At 69.3% G+C, this 18,070-nt stretch carries 20 protein-coding genes; 10 read left to right on the forward strand and 10 right to left on the reverse strand.

What is annotated here, in order from left to right:
• Positions 1 to 204 precede the first annotated feature (204 nt).
• Genes PVT71_RS15310 through PVT71_RS15320 form a run of 3 tightly spaced genes read left to right on the forward strand, consistent with a single transcriptional unit; the run spans position 205 to position 2,980 of the window.
• The gene (locus tag PVT71_RS15310) at positions 205 to 1,293 is read left to right on the forward strand and encodes an isocitrate/isopropylmalate family dehydrogenase (protein WP_353474932.1); all 1,089 of its coding nucleotides are present in this window, start codon (positions 205 to 207) and stop codon (positions 1,291 to 1,293) included.
• Complete coding sequence (locus tag PVT71_RS15315; RefSeq protein WP_353474933.1) at positions 1,290 to 2,306, forward strand: Gfo/Idh/MocA family oxidoreductase; 1,017 nt, start codon at positions 1,290 to 1,292, stop codon at positions 2,304 to 2,306. Before PVT71_RS15310 ends, PVT71_RS15315 begins: the two co-directional genes overlap by 4 nt.
• Positions 2,303 to 2,980 carry a GntR family transcriptional regulator gene (locus PVT71_RS15320; protein ID WP_353474934.1) on the forward strand — a complete coding sequence of 226 codons (678 nt, stop codon included), beginning with the start codon at positions 2,303 to 2,305 and terminating at the stop codon, positions 2,978 to 2,980. Before PVT71_RS15315 ends, PVT71_RS15320 begins: the two co-directional genes overlap by 4 nt.
• Positions 2,981 to 3,028: 48 nt before the next feature.
• On the opposite strand, the gene PVT71_RS15325 is transcribed toward PVT71_RS15320, so the two are convergent.
• The 3 genes from PVT71_RS15325 to PVT71_RS15335 all read right to left on the reverse strand — a co-directional run bounded on the left by PVT71_RS15325 (position 3,029) and on the right by PVT71_RS15335 (position 5,136).
• A complete protein-coding gene (locus PVT71_RS15325; protein ID WP_353474935.1) occupies positions 3,029 to 4,153 on the reverse strand; it encodes an aminotransferase class V-fold PLP-dependent enzyme in 1,125 nt (374 codons plus the stop codon).
• Between the two features lie 75 nt (positions 4,154 to 4,228).
• Positions 4,229 to 4,684 carry an Lrp/AsnC family transcriptional regulator gene (locus PVT71_RS15330; protein ID WP_353474936.1) on the reverse strand — a complete coding sequence of 152 codons (456 nt, stop codon included), beginning with the start codon at positions 4,682 to 4,684 and terminating at the stop codon, positions 4,229 to 4,231.
• Positions 4,681 to 5,136: an Lrp/AsnC family transcriptional regulator gene (locus PVT71_RS15335; protein ID WP_353474937.1), complete on the reverse strand. Its 456-nt coding sequence runs from the start codon at positions 5,134 to 5,136 to the stop codon at positions 4,681 to 4,683. The genes PVT71_RS15330 and PVT71_RS15335 overlap by 4 nt, the downstream gene beginning before the upstream one ends.
• A 177-nt stretch (positions 5,137 to 5,313) precedes the next feature.
• Between PVT71_RS15335 and ilvC the strand changes: the two genes are divergently transcribed.
• Entirely contained in the window at positions 5,314 to 6,336 is a 1,023-nt protein-coding gene (gene ilvC, locus PVT71_RS15340) for a ketol-acid reductoisomerase (protein WP_353474938.1), read from the forward strand.
• A gap of 98 nt (positions 6,337 to 6,434) precedes the next feature.
• Here ilvC and PVT71_RS15345 read toward each other — a convergent pair whose 3' ends face one another.
• From PVT71_RS15345 to PVT71_RS15360, 4 genes are all read right to left on the reverse strand, one after another.
• Positions 6,435 to 6,602, reverse strand: coding sequence for a hypothetical protein (locus tag PVT71_RS15345; RefSeq protein WP_353474939.1), 168 nt, complete (start codon positions 6,600 to 6,602; stop codon positions 6,435 to 6,437).
• A gap of 86 nt (positions 6,603 to 6,688) precedes the next feature.
• Positions 6,689 to 7,063 (reverse strand): OsmC family protein, encoded by a 375-nt coding sequence (locus PVT71_RS15350; RefSeq protein WP_353474940.1) that lies wholly within the window; start codon positions 7,061 to 7,063, stop codon positions 6,689 to 6,691.
• Positions 7,064 to 7,079: 16 nt separating this feature from the next.
• A complete protein-coding gene (locus PVT71_RS15355) occupies positions 7,080 to 7,532 on the reverse strand; it encodes a TRAP transporter large permease subunit (RefSeq protein WP_353474941.1) in 453 nt (150 codons plus the stop codon).
• Positions 7,526 to 7,825, reverse strand: a complete 300-nt coding sequence (locus PVT71_RS15360) for a hypothetical protein (protein WP_353474942.1) — start codon at positions 7,823 to 7,825, stop codon at positions 7,526 to 7,528. The genes PVT71_RS15355 and PVT71_RS15360 overlap by 7 nt, the downstream gene beginning before the upstream one ends.
• 144 nt (positions 7,826 to 7,969) lie before the next feature.
• Between PVT71_RS15360 and PVT71_RS15365 the strand changes: the two genes are divergently transcribed.
• Positions 7,970 to 9,259: a sorbosone dehydrogenase family protein gene (locus PVT71_RS15365; protein WP_353474943.1), complete on the forward strand. Its 1,290-nt coding sequence runs from the start codon at positions 7,970 to 7,972 to the stop codon at positions 9,257 to 9,259.
• A gap of 105 nt (positions 9,260 to 9,364) precedes the next feature.
• Here the strand turns inward: PVT71_RS15365 and PVT71_RS15370 are convergent, their stop codons facing one another.
• Positions 9,365 to 11,293 carry a trypsin-like peptidase domain-containing protein gene (locus PVT71_RS15370; RefSeq protein ID WP_353474944.1) on the reverse strand — a complete coding sequence of 643 codons (1,929 nt, stop codon included), beginning with the start codon at positions 11,291 to 11,293 and terminating at the stop codon, positions 9,365 to 9,367.
• Between the two features lie 198 nt (positions 11,294 to 11,491).
• Between PVT71_RS15370 and PVT71_RS15375 the strand changes: the two genes are divergently transcribed.
• The gene (locus tag PVT71_RS15375) at positions 11,492 to 12,451 is read left to right on the forward strand and encodes a glycine--tRNA ligase subunit alpha (protein ID WP_353474945.1); all 960 of its coding nucleotides are present in this window, start codon (positions 11,492 to 11,494) and stop codon (positions 12,449 to 12,451) included.
• Positions 12,448 to 12,960 (forward strand): DUF6446 family protein, encoded by a 513-nt coding sequence (locus PVT71_RS15380; RefSeq protein WP_353474946.1) that lies wholly within the window; start codon positions 12,448 to 12,450, stop codon positions 12,958 to 12,960. Before PVT71_RS15375 ends, PVT71_RS15380 begins: the two co-directional genes overlap by 4 nt.
• 45 nt (positions 12,961 to 13,005) lie before the next feature.
• Here PVT71_RS15380 and hemC read toward each other — a convergent pair whose 3' ends face one another.
• Positions 13,006 to 13,968 (reverse strand): hydroxymethylbilane synthase, encoded by a 963-nt coding sequence (gene hemC, locus PVT71_RS15385; RefSeq protein ID WP_353474947.1) that lies wholly within the window; start codon positions 13,966 to 13,968, stop codon positions 13,006 to 13,008.
• Positions 13,969 to 14,065: 97 nt separating this feature from the next.
• Between hemC and hemE the strand changes: the two genes are divergently transcribed.
• A complete protein-coding gene (hemE, locus tag PVT71_RS15390; RefSeq protein ID WP_353474948.1) occupies positions 14,066 to 15,115 on the forward strand; it encodes a uroporphyrinogen decarboxylase in 1,050 nt (349 codons plus the stop codon).
• A gap of 14 nt (positions 15,116 to 15,129) precedes the next feature.
• Here the strand turns inward: hemE and PVT71_RS15395 are convergent, their stop codons facing one another.
• Complete coding sequence (locus PVT71_RS15395) at positions 15,130 to 16,134, reverse strand: DMT family transporter (protein ID WP_353474949.1); 1,005 nt, start codon at positions 16,132 to 16,134, stop codon at positions 15,130 to 15,132.
• Between the two features lie 221 nt (positions 16,135 to 16,355).
• Here PVT71_RS15395 and PVT71_RS15400 point away from each other — a divergent pair, with 221 nt between their 5' ends.
• Both PVT71_RS15400 and PVT71_RS15405 read left to right on the forward strand, forming a co-directional pair.
• The gene (locus PVT71_RS15400) at positions 16,356 to 17,288 is read left to right on the forward strand and encodes an ABC transporter ATP-binding protein (protein WP_353474950.1); all 933 of its coding nucleotides are present in this window, start codon (positions 16,356 to 16,358) and stop codon (positions 17,286 to 17,288) included.
• Positions 17,285 to 18,046: an ABC transporter permease gene (locus PVT71_RS15405; RefSeq protein ID WP_353474951.1), complete on the forward strand. Its 762-nt coding sequence runs from the start codon at positions 17,285 to 17,287 to the stop codon at positions 18,044 to 18,046. The genes PVT71_RS15400 and PVT71_RS15405 overlap by 4 nt, the downstream gene beginning before the upstream one ends.
• The last annotated feature ends 24 nt before the right edge of the window (positions 18,047 to 18,070 follow it).

Raw genomic sequence — 18,070 nt, forward strand, 5'->3', positions numbered from 1 at the left:
CTCCCAGAGGTCCCGGTGCCGTTTCCGCCGGGTTGCCCCGCAGGCTACACGGCGCGGTTGCCAGCGCAACCCGGCCCCGCGCGCCTCGGCACCCCACTCACGGCACTATTGCATAATTTAATGTATGCATTAATCATGGGCCCGTCAACGAACCAGCCGCCGGGGTCCGCACCGGCCAGACCAGTGCCGAAGGACGCGCCAGAAATGACCAGACGCTTCGAGATCGCCGTGTTCGAGGGTGACGGGATCGGCCCCGAGATCACCGCCCCGACGGTTTCCCTGCTGCGCGAACTCGCCGCGCGCTCGGGGGACTACGCGCTCGACTTCACCGACGCCCCGGCCGGGGCCACCCATTACGCCAAGACCGGCGAATCCCTGCCCGAGACCTCGCTGGAGGTCGCCCGCCGCGCCGACGCGATCCTGCTTTCGGCCATGGGACTGCCGGGGGTGCGCTACCCGGACGGCACCGAGATCTCGCCGCAGATCGAGCTGCGCAAGCGGCTGACGCTCTTTGCCGGGGTACGCCCGGTGCGGGTGCGGCCGGGCCAGCCGGGCCCGCTCACCCTGCCCGAGGGGCGCGAGATCGACTTCGTGCTGGTGCGCGAAAGCACCGAGGGGCTGTTCTACTCGCAGGGCACGGGCGAGGTCACCGAGACCGAAGCGCGCGAGACGCTGAGGATCACCCGCGACATCTCGGAAAAGCTCTTCCGCTTCAGCTTCGGCCTCGCGCGGCGGCGCAAGGCCGCGGGGCGCGGGCCGGGCATCGTCACCTGCGTCGACAAGGCAAACGTCTTCCGCGCCTTCGCCTTCTTCCGCGCGATCTTCGACGCCGAGGCGCGCGCCTTCCCCGAGCTGCAGACCCGCCACGCCTATGTCGATGCCACCGCGCTCTGGATGGTGCAGAAGCCCTGGGACTTCGACGTGCTGGTGACCGAGAACATGTTCGGCGACATCCTGTCGGACCTTGGCGCGGGGCTGATGGGCGGGCTGGGGCTGGCGCCCTCGGCCGACATCGGGCTCGATCACGCGGTGTTCCAGCCCTGCCACGGCTCGGCCCCCGACATCGCCGGGCAAGGGATCGCGAACCCGCTGGCGATGATCCTCTCGGCGGCGATGATGCTCGAATGGCTGGGAGAGACGCAGGAGGTTCCCGCGATGATCCGCGATGGCGAGCGGCTGCGCCTTGCCGCCGAGCGCGTGGTGGCCGAGGGGCGCGTGCTGACCCGCGACCTTGGCGGCAACGCCGGCACGGCCGAGGCGGCCGAAGCCGTGCGCGCGGCGCTCTTCGCATGAGCGGCGCGCTGCGCGTCGCCTGCCTTGGCGCGGGTTATTTCAGCCGCTTCCACGCCGAGAGCTGGCGACGAATCGAGGGCGTGGACTTGGTCGGCCACTGCGACATCGACGCCGCCCGCGCCGCCAGCCTCGGCGCACCACCCTTCACCGGTCTTGGGCGGATGCTCGGGGAGGCCCGCCCGGATCTGCTCGACATCATCACGCCGCCGCCCACCCATGCCGGGGCGATCCGCACCGCGCTCGCCCACGGCATCCGCCACATCATCTGCCAGAAGCCCTTCTGCCGCGACCTTGCCGAGGCGCGGGAAATCACCGCCGAGGCGCAGGCGGCGGGCGCGGTGCTGGTGATCCACGAGAACTTCCGCTTCCAGCCCTGGTACCGCGCGATCCGCGCGGCGCTGACCGAGGGGCGGATCGGCGCGCCGCTGCAGGCGAGCTTCCGGCTGCGCCCCGGCGACGGACAGGGCCCCGACGCCTACCTCGGCCGCCAGCCCTACTTCCGCCAGATGCCGCGCTTCCTGGTGCACGAGACGGCGGTGCACTGGGTCGACACCTTCCGCTTTCTCTTCGGCACGCCCACCGCGGTCTATGCCGACCTGCGCCGGGTGAACCCGGCGATCGCGGGCGAGGATGCGGGCTTCCTGCTCTTCGACCACCCGGGCGGGATGCGCAGCCTCTTCGACGGCAACCGCGCGCTCGACCACGCCGCGGACAACCTGCGCCGGACCATGGGCGAGGCATGGATCGAGGGCACCGAGGGCACGCTCACCCTCACCGGCGACGGCGCCGTGCACCTGCGCCGCTTCGGCCACCTCGACCGGAAGACCCTGCTCGTCCCCGACGGCTGGGAAGGCTTCGGCGGCGACTGCGTGCACCACCTGCAGCGCCACGTGGTCGCGGGGATCACCGGGGGCACACCGATCGAGAACACGGCCCCCGACTACCTGTCTGTCCTCGAGATTGAAGAGGCGATATACCGCTCGGCAGCCTCCGGCCGGAAGATCGCCCTATGACCGAGATGACATCCCCCTCCCCGTCGAACGCGCAGCGTGCGCTGACCCTGCTGCGCGAGATGATCGTCACCGGCGAGCTTCCCGCGGGAACCGACCACCTCGAGGGCGAGCTCGCGGACCGGCTCGGCATGTCGCGCACCCCGGTGCGCGAGGCTTGTGTCATGCTCGAACAGCGCGGGCTGCTCGAGGTGCGGCCGCGCAAGGGCGTGCGGATCCTGCCCGTCTCGCCCGCCGACATGGCAGAGATCTACGACATCCTGACCGAGATCGAGACCCTTGCCGCGCGCCGCGCCGCCGAGACCGCCCCCGGCAACGACGCGCTCGCCGGGCTCTCGGCCGCCATCGACGCCATGGATGCGGCTTTGAGCGCCGATGACCGCGAGGCCTGGGCCCGCGCCGACCACGACTTTCATCGCGAGCTTGTCCGGCTCGGCGGCAACCGGCGGGCGATGACCATATTCGAGACGATGAGCGACCAGGTGGCGCGCGCGCGCAACACCACGCTCTACATGCGCCCGAGCCCCGAGAAATCGAACGCCGACCACCGCGCCGTGCTCGAGGCGATCCGCGGCGGCGATGCCGAGGGCGCGGCGGCGCGCCACCGGGCGCACCGGCACCATGCGCGCGACATGCTCGTCGCCCTGCTGCGCAGTCACCGGCTCAACGGGCTCTGAGCCGGGGCGCGGGACGCGCCACGTGGCGCGCCCCTCTTGGCTTAGGGGTCAGAGGACCTCGCCCAGCACCTTCTCGAGCCGTGCGACGGTGCCGTCCACGTCCTTCAGCTTGTCGAGGCCGAAGAGACCCAGACGGAAGGTCGAGAAGCCCGCGGGCTCGTCCACCTGCAGCGGCACGCCGGCGGCGATCTGCGTGCCCTTGGCGGCAAAGGCGCGGCCCGACTGCACCTCGGGATCGCTGGTGTAGCTCACCACCACGCCCGGCGCGCCGAAGCCCTCGGCCGCAACCGAGACCACGCCCTTCGACGCCAGCAGCGCCCGCACCTTGGCGCCGAGCTCGAACTGCGCCGCCTTGGCCTTGTCGAAGCCGAACTCGCGGGTCTCGTTCATCGCCTCGCGGAACATGCGCAGGCCATCCGTGGGCATGGTCGCGTGGTAGGCGTGCCCGCCCGCCTCGTAGGCCGCGGTGATCTGGCGCCACTTCTTGAGGTCGAGCGCGAAGCTGTCCGAGGTGGTCTCTTCCAGACGCGCCAGCGCGCGCTCCGACATCATCACGAGGCCGGCGCAGGGGGTCGAGCTCCAGCCCTTCTGCGGCGCCGAGAGCAGAACGTCGACGCCGGTCGCCTTCATGTCGACCCAGGCGCAGCCCGAGGCGATGCAGTCGAGCACCATCAGCGCGCCGACCTCATGCGCGGCGGCGGCGAGCGCGGTCACGTAGTCGTCCGGCAGGATGATCCCGGCAGCGGTCTCGACATGCGGGGCAAAGACGATATCGGGCTGCTCTTCGCGGATCCTGGCGGTCACTTCCTCGATCGGCGCCGGGGCGAAGGGCGCCTGCGCGCCGTTGCCGGTGGCGCGGGCCTTCATCACGGTGACCTCGCCGCCGAAGCCGCCGGCCTCGAAAATCTGGCTCCAGCGGAACGAGAACCAGCCGTTGCGCACCACCAGCGCCTTGGCGCCGCGGCCGAACTGGCGGGCCACCGCCTCCATCCCGTAGGTGCCGCCGCCCGGAACCACGGCGATTCCCGCTGCGCCGTAGACCTCGCGCAGCCCCGCCGAGATGTCGCGCATCACCTGCTGGAAGGTTCCCGACATGTGGTTGAGCGAGCGATCCGTGAAGACCACCGAGAATTCGTCGAGACCCGTCGGGTCCACATCCTTGCGCAGCGCCATGGCTACCTCCTTTGTTGTTGCGAAGGGGTTAGCGCGGATCGCGGGGATTGGCAAAACCTCCGATGGTCGCGGGGCTCAGAGCGGGCCGGGCCTGCGCTCCTCGGTCAGCACAACGTTGGCCTCGACCCGGCCCACGCCCGGCAGGGTCATGATCCGCCGCCGCAGCACCCGCTCGAAATCGGGAATGTCGCGCGCCACCACCCGCAGGCGGTAGTCGAAGGCGCCAAGCACGTGCTCGACGATCTGCACTTCGGGAATTGCCGAAACGGCCCGCTCGAAGTCCTCGAGGCTGACCCGTCCCTTGGTCGCGAGCTTCACGCCGAGGAAGACCGTCACGCCGAATCCCAGCGCCTCGAGGTCGAGGTCGAGCCGCGGCTTGCGGAACACGCCCGCCTCGCGCAGGCGCTGGATGCGCCGCCAGCAGGCGGGCTGCGAGAGGCCGAGCGCGCGCCCCAGCGCGCCCGCGCTCGCGCCCGCGTCCTGCGCCAGCGCCAGCACCAGCGCGCGGTCGGTGTCGTCCAGGTCGATCACAACGGCACCGTCTCGTCGGATTTCACCAGCGCCACGTGCATCAGCGCCTCGATGTCCGAGATATGCGGCAGCGTCAGGATCCGGCCCCGGTAGAGCTGCTGGTAATGCGTCAGATCCCGCGCGATCACCGCGAGGCGCACGTCGATCGAGCCGAGGAAGGTCTGGATCTCGATCACCTCGGGCACCTGCCGCGCCGCCGCGATGAACTCGTCGAAGGCCTGCGGCACGGTCTTGTCGAGCGCGACGCGCAGCGACACCTCGAGCTCGTAGCCGAGCGCCGGCCAGTGGATCACCCCGCGCGTGCCGCGCAGCACGCCCTTCTCGCGCATGACGGCGAGCCGCCGCGCCAGGGTCGAGGGCGTGACCCCTGCCCGCTCGGCCAGTTCGGCCCCGGGCAGATCGGGTGCCGCCTGGAACTGGCGCAGGATGCGCCGGTCGGTGTCGTCGAGCATGATTTCGCCGTTAATTGATCATTCCGAGAATGATCTTTCATCTTTCCCTGAAATACTCAAGAAAAACGCAAGCCGTATCACCAGAGGGTACGTAAATTGCGCCTCATAACCAAGCGGCGCAACAAACCGCCCGCACCAAGACCTGCAGCGCGGCTGCACCAAGGAAGGAAGAGACCCATGCGCGTTTATTATGATCGTGATTGCGACATCAACCTGATCAAGGACAAGAAAGTTGCCATCCTCGGCTACGGCTCCCAGGGCCACGCCCACGCGCTGAACCTGCGCGACTCGGGTGCGAAGAACGTCGTCGTCGCCCTGCGCGAAGGCTCGCCCTCGGCCAAGAAGGCCGAAGCCGAAGGCCTGAAGGTCATGGGCATCGCGGAAGCCGCGGCCTGGTGCGACCTGATCATGTTCACCATGCCCGACGAACTGCAGGCAGAGACCTACAAGAAATACGTGCATGACAACCTGAAGGAAGGCTCCGCCATCGCCTTCGCCCACGGCCTGAACGTGCACTTCGGCCTGATCGAGCCGAAGGCCGGCGTCGACGTCATCATGATGGCGCCGAAGGGCCCGGGCCACACGGTGCGCGGCGAATACACCAAGGGCGGCGGCGTGCCCTGCCTCGTGGCGGTTCACAACGACGCATCGGGCAAGGCGCTGGAAATCGGCCTGTCCTACTGCTCGGCCATCGGTGGCGGCCGGTCGGGCATCATCGAGACCAACTTCCGCGAAGAGTGCGAGACCGACCTCTTCGGCGAGCAGGCCGTGCTCTGCGGCGGCCTCGTCGAGCTGATCCGCTGCGGCTTCGAGACGCTGGTGGAAGCCGGCTACGCGCCCGAAATGGCCTATTTCGAGTGCCTGCACGAAGTGAAGCTGATCGTCGACCTGATCTATGAAGGCGGCATCGCCAACATGGACTACTCGATCTCGAACACCGCCGAGTACGGCCAGTACGTCACCGGCCCGCGCATCCTGCCCTACGAGCAGACCAAGGCGGCGATGAAGGCGGTCCTGACCGACATCCAGCAGGGCAAGTTCGTCCGCGACTTCATGCTCGAGAACGCCGTCGGCCAGCCGACCATCAAGGCCTCGCGCCGTGCCAACGACGAGCACATGATCGAAGCCACCGGCGCCAAGCTGCGCGGCATGATGCCGTGGATCTCGGCCGGCAAGATGGTCGACAAGACCAAGAACTGATCAGGTCTTCCCGAAATGGCGAAAGGCGCGGGATTTCCCGCGCCTTTTTCTTTTGCGACCGACGATGCGACGCGACGAAAACCGGACGGGCCTGCGCCTCAGTCCTCCTTCTTCTTCGCGTCGGATTGCGCCTTCATGCGCGCCAGAAGCTCTTCCTTGCTGGCCTTGCCGCCGGTGCCGGCCTTGCCGTCGCGCTTGAGGTCTTCCGGCTTGAAGCGCGGCTTGTTCGACCCGGCGCGACCGCCGCCCATCTTGCTGTAGTCCATGACACGATCCTTTCCGCTGCCACGAGGATGACGTCACATGCCCGATCCCGCGCCGCTTCACAAGCGGCGCGCGGGACATGGGGGCCCTACTCGAGGGTGAACTTGCAGTTGAGGGTGTTGCTGACGGTGCAGATGGACTTGGCCTCGCGCACCATCTCCCCGGGCAGATCGCCCTCGACCTTGCAGACCATCGACTCGAGCCGTCCGGGCTCGTCGATCGCCTTTTCGGCGGTCACGGTGATCGCGTAGGCGGGCAGCGCCACCCCGTCGCGCTTGGCGAGGATGCGCAGCGATTCCACGAGGCAATGCGCCACCGAGGCCATCAGCGTCAGCACCGGCTTGTCGTAGGCCGGATGGGGCAGCGGCGCGCCGCCCTCGTCCGAGACGAAGCGGACCGCGCCCTCGGGGTCGAAGAGCACCGAGACCGGGCCGAAGCGCTTGGGGCGGAGTTTCAGGGCCATGTGGGAAAACCTTTCCTCAGAACAACAGGTTGGGCAGCCAGGGCGCGATGACCGGGAAGATCGTCAGCACCACCGGCGCAAGAGGTTGGATGAGCCGGCAGGGCACCGTCGCCGTCGCCACCCGGCCGAGGCTGATCTCGTTCCTTGTCAGGCTCGACAGCACCGACAAGTTCAGCCCCACGGGCGGCGTCACCTGCCCGATCTCGATGACGATGGTGATGCGCACGCCCACCCGGATCGGATCATATACGAGCCCGGCCAGCGGCGGAAAGACCACCGGCGGCGTCCCGATCCTCAGCCCGATCATCAGCCCCGGCAGGACACCCGCCATGAAGAGCCTCCCGATCGAGGTCGCGGCCAGCGCGACGGGGATGAGGGTCTTCTGCGCATCGGCGTCGATCGAGATGCGCAGGTGCTCGGCCCACAGCGTCACCGGCGGCAGGGCAAGAAAGAGCATCGCGCTCAGCATAAGCCCGACCGCGCCCGCACGAAGACCGGGCGCAGCGCCGGCGCGGCGCGGCCGTGGTCGTTCGACCACAGCAGGCTCATCTCGACCGTACCGCGCGGCAGCGCGCGCAGCAGGGCGGTGTTCCTCAGCCCCAGCGAGCCGCCGCTATGGACCTCGGGCTTGAGGTCCTTGCCGTCGCGCGCCGTCTGCACCTCGTCTGCGACCTGCGCGGTCTCGGGCCCTGTCTCGGGCAGGACGATGTTGAGACGCCATTCCCCGGAGATCCCCGGGCTCGCGGCGGCGCCGCTCGGCAACCGAATTTCCGGCGTGATCGATGCCGGCAAGGGCTTGACCTCAGGGCGCAATCCCGGGTGCGGGTGCGTGCAACCGTCGCGGAGCCCCTTTGCCCTGCGCCCCGTCTGCACTAGGGTTCGCGCAAACTCGATATGGGGGCAGACATGGATTTCCTTGCACGCGTGACCGCGATCGTCGGCGGCACAATGGTTCTACTGCGGCGCATGAACGCGCCGGGCACACAGGCGTTCGGGGCAAATCCCAGCATCCCCGAAGCCAAGAAACAGGGGATCATGACCCTGAAGATGCCGACCGCCAAGGGCTGGGAAAAGGGCCACGTGCCGACCGCCGCGCCGGGGCTCAAGGTCAATGCCTTCGCCTCGGAGCTGCAGCACCCGCGCTGGATCGAGGTGCTGCCCAACGGTGACGTGCTGGTCGCCGAGGCGATGCAGCAGGGCCGCCCGCCGAAGACGCTCTACGACCGGGCCATGCACGCGACCATGCGCCGGGCCCGCGCGCTCGGGATCAGCGCCAACCGCATCACGCTCTGGCGCGACGAGGATGGCGACGGCGTGGCCGAGCGCCGCGAGGTGTTCCTCGAGAACCAGAACCAGCCCTTCGGCATGGCACTGGTGGACGGCACCTTCTACGTCGGCAACACCGACGGCATCGTCGCCTTCCCCTACGAAGAGGGCGCCACCAAGCTCACCGGCGAGGGACGCCGGCTGGTCGAGTTCAAGCCGCACGGCCACTGGACGCGCAGCCTGATCGTCTCGCCCGACCGCACGAAGATCTACGCCGGCGTCGGCTCGCTCAGCAACATCGGCGACGAGGGGCTCGAGGTCGAGGAAGGCCGCGCGGCGATCTGGGAGCTCGATCTCGCCACCGGCGCGTCGCGCGTCTTCGCCTCGGGCCTGCGCAACCCGGTCGGCATGGCCTGGGAGCCCACGACGGGCGCGCTCTGGACCGTGGTCAACGAGCGCGACGGCTTGGGCGACGAGACGCCGCCGGACTACCTCACCTCGGTGCAGGACGGCGGCTTCTACGGCTGGCCCTTCTGCTACTGGGGGCAGATCGTCGACGACCGCGTGCCGCAGGACGCCGCGCTGGTCTCGCGCGCGATCCAGCCCGACTACGCGCTTGGCGGGCACACCGCCTCGCTGGGCCTCTGCTGGATGCCCGCGGGCACCCTGCCCGGCTTCCCGGACGGCATGGTGATCGGCCAGCACGGCTCGTGGAACCGCTCGACGCTGAGCGGCTACAAGCTGGTCTTCGTGCCCTTCGAGAACGGCAAGCCCTCGGGCCCCGCGCGCGACATCCTCTCGGGCTTCCTCGCCGAGGACGAGAGCGTCTCCTACGGGCGGCCCGTGGGGGTCTGCATCGGCCCGGACGGCAAGTCGCTGCTGATGGCCGACGACGTCGGCGACATCATCTGGCGGGTGACCGCAGCCTGAGGCTGCGGCAACTTTCGAAACGAAAAGGAGGGGGGCGCTGCCCCCCTCCTTGCATTCCGGCACTGATTTGCCCGAGCCGCGTTCCCGACAGGACGCCCCCGCGGGTCACTCCCAGCAGTTGACCGCCACGGTCATGTCACGTGCGGCGGCGGTGAGATCCTCGGGCGCCATGACAGCCTCGCCCTGCGAGGCGGTGCCCGAGATGCCCGCGCCGCGCAGGAAGGCCAGCAGCGCCGAGGCGTCGGTGGCGAAGGCCACACCCTCGGGCAGCTGCTTGCCGCCCGCGTCGCGCGGCATCAGCACGCCGAGCACCGCGCCGCCCGCGTCGAGCACCGGGCCGCCCGCGTCGCCGGGGGTCGCCTCGACGGCCAGCCGCGCCAGCGTCTCCTCGCCGGCGAGCCCCTTGCTGTCCTCGAGCGCGCCGAAGGTCAGCGTCGGCGCGCTCAGCACGCCGCCATAGGGGAAGCCCGCGACCGCCACCTCGGAGCCGAGCCGCGGCAGGTCGGTGCGCAGCCGCGCCACGCCGCGCGGGGCAAGCGCGGAGGTCGGGCGCAGCAGCGCAACGCCAAGCCCGGCGTCGCTCTGCAGGAGCTGCGCGTCGTAGCTGCCGTCGAGCGTGAGCCGGCTACAGCCCGCGACCGCCGCAGCCGAGGTCAGCACCGTGCCGCGCCCATCGACGAAGACCCCCGCGACGGTCTCGCGCGGCTTGCGGATCGGCAGGCCGGAGACGAGGTCGAGCGACTGGCCGTCATCGCTCACCGAGGCCGCGTCGAGCAGCCCGGCGGTCGGGCGGAAGCTGGTCTTCATCGTGTTCACCACGCGCTCGAACCGCGCCTCGTCGCCCGCCGGCCAGACCAGCGTCCAGCCCTTGATCTGCCCGCCCTGCAGCGTGACCTCGGTGTGGCTGGTGATGCTGGCGTTGCTGCCGGTGAGGGTGAAGCCGTCGCGGCGCAGGCTGCGTTCGCCGCTCACCGGCACGATCGCCAGCGTCTGCAGGATCTCGTAGAGCCCGCTCAGCGCCTTGCGGTCGCCCGGCTGGCTGATCAGCAGCGCCTGCGCGCCCTCGAGCGTGCCGTTGCCCTTGTAGATCGAGAAGGGCGGCTCGACCCGGTCGAAGGTCAGCGCGCCCATCGGCATCTCGATCGAGATGCCGGCGCGGTCGTCCTCGACCCGGGTCATGCCGGTGCCCTCGAGCACGGCGTTGTAGCGGCCGAGCAGGTCGGCGCGCTGGCGGGTCGAGAGGATGCCGGTCACCTCGTAGCCATTGTCGCGCTGCCACGATCCCATGGCCATGCGCGTGCCGTTGCCGAAGGCGCCGTCGATGGCGCTGTCGTAATGGCCAGACCAGCGCAGCGCCACCTGCAGCTGCTGGCGTTCGGCGAGCGACAGCGCCTGTTCGCTGCGCCGCGCCTCGGAGACGGACTCCTCGGGGATCGTGGTGAAGACCGGCTGCGGCACCGGCTGGGCGGCGGCGAGCTGCTCCGGCGCGGGCTGCTCGGGGGCGGCCTCCACCGGCGCGTCCGGCTCCAGTTCGGGCCCCTCGGTGCCGGGCTGCGGCGGCTCGCCAAGCTCCTCGGCCAGCGCCTCCGCCAGCGCCGCGGTCTGCTCGGAGGTCTGTTCGGGTGTCCGCTCGAGGGTCTGCTCGGGCGCGGGGTCGAGCGGCGCGGCGCTCACCGGCGGCTGCGCGGCGCTGCCCGCGATCCCTGCCCCGACCGGCCAGAACTGCCGCCCGTATTCCCCCGCCGCGGCGAGGTAGGAATCGCGCGGGATGCGCCCCGAGGCGCGCAGGTTGCGCAACTGCTCGGCGGCGACATCGGGCGCGAAGGGGCCGAGCGCGATGCCGTACCAGCCGCCGCCCAGCGAGAATCCGTTCACGTCGGTCAGCCCGCGCGCGTAGTCGCGCAGCCGCGCCTCGGCCTCGTTCAGGCTGGGCTGGGCCTCGATCTGGATGTAGACCACGTCGCCCTGCTGCGCAGCCGCGCCCTGCGCGAGCATCACTGCCGTTGCGCCTGCGAAAAGAATGGATCTGAACATGGCTGTACTCGCTCCTCGGGCCTCGGTCTTCCGGTGGTCTCTTGTTTTCTGCAAGACTCTGTAACAGACGTCCCGCGCGCGTCATCTCAAAAGATGGTCAGGCTGGCGCATTGACCCTTGACCGTTGCACGCATAATCAGGCAGCCGACCAATGGACGACGGGCGCCCGCAAGAGCGGCGCGCAAGGGGAAAGATGCCATGAGCGAGATCCGCAGCGAGAGCAGCAAGCCGCGCAGCTTCCAGGAGATCATCCTGCGGCTGCAGACCTATTGGGCCGCCAAGGGCTGCGCGGTGCTGCAGCCCTACGACATGGAAGTGGGCGCGGGCACCTTCCACCCGGCCACCACGCTGCGCGCGCTCGGCTCGAAGCCCTGGGCCGCGGCCTACGTGCAGCCCTCGCGCCGCCCCACCGACGGGCGCTACGGCGAGAACCCGAACCGGCTGCAGCACTACTACCAGTACCAGGTGCTGATCAAACCGAGCCCGCCGGATCTGCAGGCGCTCTATCTCGGCTCCCTCGAGGCCATCGGCATCGACATGGGCCTGCACGACATCCGCTTCGTCGAGGACGACTGGGAAAGCCCGACGCTGGGCGCCTGGGGCCTTGGCTGGGAAGTCTGGTGCGACGGCATGGAAGTCTCGCAGTTCACCTATTTCCAGCAGGTCGGCGGCCATGACTGCCACCCGGTCTCGGGCGAGCTGACCTACGGGCTCGAGCGGCTGGCCATGTACGTGCTCGGCATCGACCACGTGATGGAAATGCCGTTCAACGACCCCGACGCGCCGATCGCGCTGAAATACGGCGACGTCTTCCGCCAGACGGAAGAGGAATACTCGCGCTGGAACTTCGACGTCGCCAACACCGAGGTGCTGCTGCGTCACTTCGAGGAGGCCGAGGCCGAGTGCGAGGCGATCCTCGCGCGCACCCATGACGATCCCAAGACCGGCAAGCGCATCGTCATGGCGCACCCCGCCTACGACCAGTGCATCAAGGCCAGCCACCTCTTCAACCTGCTCGACGCGCGCGGGGTGATCTCGGTCACCGAGCGGCAGGCCTACATCGGCCGGGTCCGCACGCTGGCGAAGAAATGCGCCGATGCCTTCGTCACCACCGAGGCGGGCGGCTGGACGCCGTCAGCGGCGGAGAGCGCCGCGTGAGCGGCAAGATCCTCGCGATCCTCATCGTGGCGGCCGCGCTGATCTTCGGTGCGGTCGTCTACTACACGCAGGTCTACTATTTCTACGAGACCCTGCCCGCGGACGAGGCGCGCGTCGTGCTGACGCCGCAGGACCGCGGCGCGCCGCGCGACATTCCCTTCGAGGGTTTCGAGGCGATCGACGCGACCTCCTCGCCGATCCGCTACCGCGCCTGCTTCACCACTTCCGAGCGTCCGGACACGCTCGACCCGGTGTTTGAGCGCTACGAGGGGGCCGAGCCGCGCAATGCGCCCTTCTGGTTCGGCTGCTTCGACGCGGACGAGATCGGCACCGAGATCGCCGCCGGCACCGCGCATGTCTACACCTCGCAGCGCAACATCGAGTTCGGCATCGACCGCGTTGTGGCGATCACCGAGGACGGGCGCGGCTACGTCTGGGAAGAGGTCAACGAGTGCGGCGACAAGACCTATGACGGCACGCCGCTCGGCGAGGACTGCCCGCAAAGGTGAAAGGCAGGGCGCGCGCCGATCCCGGCCCGCGCCCGCCTCTTCCTCTCAGCTTTTCTTCCAGCCGAAGAACCCGTCGCCCGCCCGCTCCAGCAGCTCGCGCGCCAGATCGGCGCCCATGCGCGCGCCCTCGGTGATCGGGCCGCGGCGCTCACCCGAGAGCGCCTCGCTGCCGTCGGGGCGCAGGATCTCGCCGCGCAGCCACAGCTCCTCGCCGTTCAGCAGCGCAAGCCCGGCGATGGGCGTCTCGCAGCTGCCGTCGAGCGTGCGCAGGAAAGAGCGTTCCGCGTCGAGCCGGAACTGCGTCGGCCGGTCGTGGATCGCGGCCAGCATCGCGGCGGCGCGCGCATCGTCGGTGCGGCGCTCGATGCCGATCGCCCCTTGCGCCACGGCGGGCAGCATGTCCTCGGGTGCGATGGGCGTCATGTGCTCGCCCGCCATGTTCATCCGGTTGAGCCCGGCCATGGCGAGGAAGCTGCAGGCGGCGACGCCGTCCTCGAGTTTCTTGAGGCGCGTCTGCACGTTGCCGCGGAACTCGACGACCTGCAGGTCGGGGCGGCGGTGCAGCAGCTGCGCCCGGCGGCGCAGCGACGAGGTGCCGACCACCGTGCCCTCGGGCAGGTCGGCGATGGCCGAATGCGTGGGCGAGATGAAGCAGTCGCGCACGTCCTCGCGCGGCAGGTAGCAATCGAGGATCAGCCCCTCGGGCTGCTCGGTCGGCATGTCCTTCATCGAGTGCACGGCGATGTCGATGCCGCCCGACAGCAGCTGCTCCTCGATCTCTTTCGTGAACAGCCCCTTGTTGCCGATCTCCTTCAGCGGCCGGTCCGCGGCGATCATCGCGCGGTCGTCGCCGGTGGTCTTGATCACCACGATCTCGAAGGCCTCGGCGGGCAGGTCGAAATGCGCGGCCAGCCGGTCGCGGGTCTCGTGCGCCTGCGCCAGCGCCAGCGGCGAGCCGCGGGTGCCGATCTTCAGCGGTTGGTCGGGAGAGGGCAATTCTCGTGTCATGGCCAGAGCTTTATGTCGCGGGAGAAGCTGTGGCAATGGGGGCCGATTTGACATATTGCCGCTGCGAAGGACACGACGAAGAAAGACGGGGGTTCCCATGACCAAGACGATCCTGCGCGCGCTGGCCGGCGAGACCCTGCCCACCCCGCCGATCTGGATGATGCGCCAGGCCGGGCGCTACCTGCCCGAGTACCGCGCCACGCGCGAGCAGGCCGGGGACTTCCTGTCGCTGTGCTACAACCCCGAGCTTGCCGCCGAGGTGACGCTGCAGCCGATCCGCCGCTACGGCTTCGACGCGGCGATTCTCTTCGCCGACATCCTGTTGCTGCCGCAGGCACTTGGCCTCGACCTCTGGTTCGTCACCGGCGAGGGGCCGCGGCTCTCGACCATCCAGACCGATGCCGACCTTGCCGCGCTGAAGCCGGTGGCCGCGATCCACGACACGCTCAGCCCGGTCTACGACACGGTGAAGATCCTCGCGCGCGAGCTGCCCTCCGAGACCACGCTGATCGGCTTCGCCGGTGCGCCCTGGACCGTGGCGACCTACATGATCGCCGGGCGCGGCACCAAGGACCAGGGCCCGGCGCACGCGCTGAAGGCCGGGAACCGCAAGCTCTTCGAGGGCATCCTCGACGTGTTGACCCAGGGCACCATCGAGTACCTCAGCAAGCAGGTCGAGGCCGGGGCCGAGGTGGTCAAGCTCTTCGACAGCTGGGCCGGCTCGCTCGAGGGCGAGGATTTCCGCAAGTACGCGCTGGAGCCCGCCCGGATCATCACGCAGGAAATGAAGGCGCGCTTCCCCGGCCTGCCGGTCATCGCCTTCCCGCGCCAGGCGGGTGAGGGTTACATCGGTTTCCATGAGGCGACCGGCGCGGATTGCGTCGCGGTCGACGACAGCGTCACGCCCGAATGGGCCGCCGAGAACGTGCAGGTCTCGGGCTGCGTGCAGGGCAACCTCGCCTCCTCGCATATGGTGACCGGCGGCGAGGCGCTGGTGCGCGAGACGCAGCGCGTGGTGAAAGCCTTCTCGAAGGGGCCGCACATCTTCAACCTCGGGCATGGCATCACGCCGGATGCGGACCCCGAGAACGTTCAGCTGATGATCGACACCGTGCGCTCGTTCGGCCGAAGCACCGTCACCGCCTGATCAGCGCCTGACGCTCATCTCCTGACGGCGGTGCTGCCGCGCCGCCGTCCCGGCTGCGGCCGCATCCGCGAGCGCTCGCGCAGGAACACCACCAGCCCCGCCCCGACGATCAGCGCGCAGCCGATCCAGGTGGCCGGGATCGGCCATTCGCCGAACATCAGCCAGCCCCAGAAGATCGCCAGCGGCAGTCCGACATATTCGAAGGGCGCGACCACGGCGGCATCGGACATCCGGTAGGAGGCGCTCATCGCGTAGCCGACGAAGCCCGAGATGCAGCCGAGCGCGAGGAACACCAGCGCGTCGTCGGCGCTCGGGATCACCCAGGGGCGCAGCAGGAAGCGCGCCGCGTCGCTGTCGAAGCTCTCCATGTAGCGCCCGTCGCCCGCGACGACGTAGAAGCAGATCGAGACCACGAGGAACATCAGCTGCAGGTGCACGGCCAGCGCCGAGGCCCGCGTGGTCACGCCGAGCTTGCGCGTCAGCACCTGCAGGAGCGCGTAGAGCAGCGCCGAGACCACCGGCAGCAGCAGCACGAGACGCGAGGCCGGAGCGTCTGCTGCCGCCTCCGCCCAGGGCTGCTGCATGACCACGACCCCGAGGAAGCCGACGCAGACCGCGCCAAGCCGCCACGGCCCCACCCGCTCGCCGAGGATCGGCACCGAGAGCAGCGTGATGAAGAGCGGCGCCACGAAGAAGAGCGCCGTCGCCTGCCCCAGCGGGATGACCGCGACCGAGGCGTAGAAGCTCATGTTCGCCAGCACCACCAAGACCCCGCGCGCAAGGTGCAGGAGCGGCGTGTCGCTGCGCAGCAGCTTCCAGCCGCCCTCGAGCTGCAGCAGCACGAGGATGATGCAGAGCCCCACCGCCGCGCGCGTCGCGACGATCTGGTGCAGCGGGTAGCCGCCCGACAGCAGCTTGATCAGCATGTCGTTGATGGAAATTCCCGTGACCCCGGCGCAGATCAGCGCGATTCCGAGGCCGGGACGGTGAAGGCTGGGGACGGGTGCGGCGAGTGTCATGCGCTGGCTCTAGCCCGGCGCCGCGCCCGGCGCCATATCCAAACGCGTGCACCCTACCTCGAAGAAGGGTGCAAATCTCTTCGAAGAGATTTGCCCGCCACCGCCACTCCTGCCGGAAACTGTCAGCAGGCGCGCCGCGCACAGTGTGCCGTGCGGGATCACACGTTGCGCTTTGCGCGCGCAAGCCTAGGTTTGCGCTCACACGAGACGGAGGAAGTCCCATGTCCATGGTCGAGGTGGCGCAGGTCGCCAAGCGATACGACGGCGGGTTCGAGGCCCTGAGAGGCGTCGACCTGACGATTGAAGAGGGCGAGATCCTCGCCCTCCTGGGTCCCAACGGCGCGGGCAAGACCACGCTGATCTCGATCATCTGCGGGCTGGTCACGCCCACCGGCGGGCACATCCGCGTCGGCGGGCACGACGTGATCACCGACTACCGCGCCACCCGCCGCCTCGTCGGGCTGGTGCCGCAGGAGATCAACCTCGAACCCTTCGAGAAGGTGATCAATACGGTGCGCTTCTCGCGCGGGCTGTTCGGGCTCCGGCGCGACGACGCGCTGATCGAGGACATCCTCCGGCGGCTCTCGCTCTGGGACAAGAAGGACACGCCGATCCGCGCCCTCTCGGGCGGGATGAAGCGCCGGGTGCTGATCGCCAAGGCGCTGGCGCACGAACCGAGGGTGCTGTTCCTCGACGAGCCCACCGCCGGCGTCGACGTCGAGCTGCGCCGCGACATGTGGGAGATCGTCGCCGGGCTCAAGGCGCAGGGCACGACGATCATCCTCACCACCCATTACATCGAGGAGGCCGAGGCCATCGCCGACCGCATCGGGGTGATCAACCGTGGCCGCATCCTGCTGGTCGAGGACAAGCACAGCCTGATGACCCGGCTCGGCCGCAAGGAGCTGCGCATCGCGCTCGACCAGCCGCTGCCCGCCCTGCCCGCCGCGCTGCAGGGCCGCGGGCTCGAGCTGGAGGACGGCGGGCACCTGCTGGTGCACAGCTACGACAGCGCCGCCGAGCGCAGCGGCATCGCCCGGCTGATGGCCGACCTCGCCGCCGAGGGCATCGCAGTGCGCGACGTCTCGACCCGGCAGAGCTCGCTCGAGGAGATCTTCGTCGACATGGTGACCCGCGAGGAGGAACCGGCATGAACCTACGTGGCGTCTGGGCCATCTACCGCTACGAGATGGCCCGCTTCTTCCGCACCCTGCTGCAGAGCTTCATCTCGCCGGTGATCTCGACCTCGCTCTATTTCGTGGTCTTCGGCGCCGCCATCGGCTCGCGCATCGACGAGGTCGAGGGCGTCAGCTACGGCGCCTTCATCGTGCCGGGGCTGGTGATGCTCTCGGTGATCACCCAGGCGATCTCGAACGCCAGCTTCGGCATCTACTTCCCGAAGTTCATCGGCACGATCTACGAGCTGCTCTCGGCCCCGGTGAACTTCCTCGAGATCGTCATCGGCTACGTCGGCGCGGCGGCGACGAAGGCGCTGTTCATCGGGCTGGTGATCCTCGGCACGGCGACGCTCTTCGTCGAGCTGCACATCGCGCACCCGCTGGCGATGGTGGCCTTCCTGCTGCTCACCTGCATCAGCTTCTCGCTCCTGGGCTTCATCATCGGCATCTGGGCGGGCAGCTTCGAGCAGCTGCAACTGGTGCCGCTGCTGGTGGTCACGCCGCTGATCTTCCTCGGCGGCAGCTTCTACTCGATCTCGATGCTGCCCCCGGTCTGGCAGACGATCACCCTCTTCAACCCGGTGGTCTACCTGATCTCGGGCTTCCGCTGGGCCTTCTTCGGCCTTGCCGACGTGCCGATCGGCCTCAGCCTGCTGGCCATCGCCGCCTTCACCGGGCTCTGCCTCACGGTGATCTGGTGGATCTTCCGCACCGGCTGGCGCCTGCGCAGCTGAGCGATCCCCCCCTCGCGGCGCGCC

This window comes from Salipiger sp. H15 (assembly GCF_040409955.1).
GTDB lineage: Bacteria > Pseudomonadota > Alphaproteobacteria > Rhodobacterales > Rhodobacteraceae > Salipiger.

What these genes read in the sequence shown, in the direction of transcription:
- PVT71_RS15375 (WP_353474945.1), top strand. Translation starts at nt 11,492, where the DNA reads ATGAGCGAGATCCGCAGCGAGAGCAGCAAGCCGCGCAGCTTCCAGGAG.
- hemC (WP_353474947.1), bottom strand. Translation starts at nt 13,968, where the DNA reads ATGACACGAGAATTGCCCTCTCCCGACCAACCGCTGAAGATCGGCACC.
- PVT71_RS15405 (WP_353474951.1), top strand. Translation starts at nt 17,285, where the DNA reads ATGAACCTACGTGGCGTCTGGGCCATCTACCGCTACGAGATGGCCCGC.
- PVT71_RS15355 (WP_353474941.1), bottom strand. Translation starts at nt 7,532, where the DNA reads ATGCTGAGCGCGATGCTCTTTCTTGCCCTGCCGCCGGTGACGCTGTGG.
- PVT71_RS15365 (WP_353474943.1), top strand. Translation starts at nt 7,970, where the DNA reads ATGGATTTCCTTGCACGCGTGACCGCGATCGTCGGCGGCACAATGGTT.
- PVT71_RS15350 (WP_353474940.1), bottom strand. Translation starts at nt 7,063, where the DNA reads ATGGCCCTGAAACTCCGCCCCAAGCGCTTCGGCCCGGTCTCGGTGCTC.
- PVT71_RS15345 (WP_353474939.1), bottom strand. Translation starts at nt 6,602, where the DNA reads ATGGACTACAGCAAGATGGGCGGCGGTCGCGCCGGGTCGAACAAGCCG.
- PVT71_RS15335 (WP_353474937.1), bottom strand. Translation starts at nt 5,136, where the DNA reads ATGCTCGACGACACCGACCGGCGCATCCTGCGCCAGTTCCAGGCGGCA.
- PVT71_RS15315 (WP_353474933.1), top strand. Translation starts at nt 1,290, where the DNA reads ATGAGCGGCGCGCTGCGCGTCGCCTGCCTTGGCGCGGGTTATTTCAGC.
- PVT71_RS15395 (WP_353474949.1), bottom strand. Translation starts at nt 16,134, where the DNA reads ATGACACTCGCCGCACCCGTCCCCAGCCTTCACCGTCCCGGCCTCGGA.
- PVT71_RS15320 (WP_353474934.1), top strand. Translation starts at nt 2,303, where the DNA reads ATGACCGAGATGACATCCCCCTCCCCGTCGAACGCGCAGCGTGCGCTG.
- ilvC (WP_353474938.1), top strand. Translation starts at nt 5,314, where the DNA reads ATGCGCGTTTATTATGATCGTGATTGCGACATCAACCTGATCAAGGAC.
- PVT71_RS15370 (WP_353474944.1), bottom strand. Translation starts at nt 11,293, where the DNA reads ATGTTCAGATCCATTCTTTTCGCAGGCGCAACGGCAGTGATGCTCGCG.
- PVT71_RS15325 (WP_353474935.1), bottom strand. Translation starts at nt 4,153, where the DNA reads ATGGCGCTGCGCAAGGATGTGGACCCGACGGGTCTCGACGAATTCTCG.
- hemE (WP_353474948.1), top strand. Translation starts at nt 14,066, where the DNA reads ATGACCAAGACGATCCTGCGCGCGCTGGCCGGCGAGACCCTGCCCACC.
- PVT71_RS15400 (WP_353474950.1), top strand. Translation starts at nt 16,356, where the DNA reads ATGTCCATGGTCGAGGTGGCGCAGGTCGCCAAGCGATACGACGGCGGG.
- PVT71_RS15310 (WP_353474932.1), top strand. Translation starts at nt 205, where the DNA reads ATGACCAGACGCTTCGAGATCGCCGTGTTCGAGGGTGACGGGATCGGC.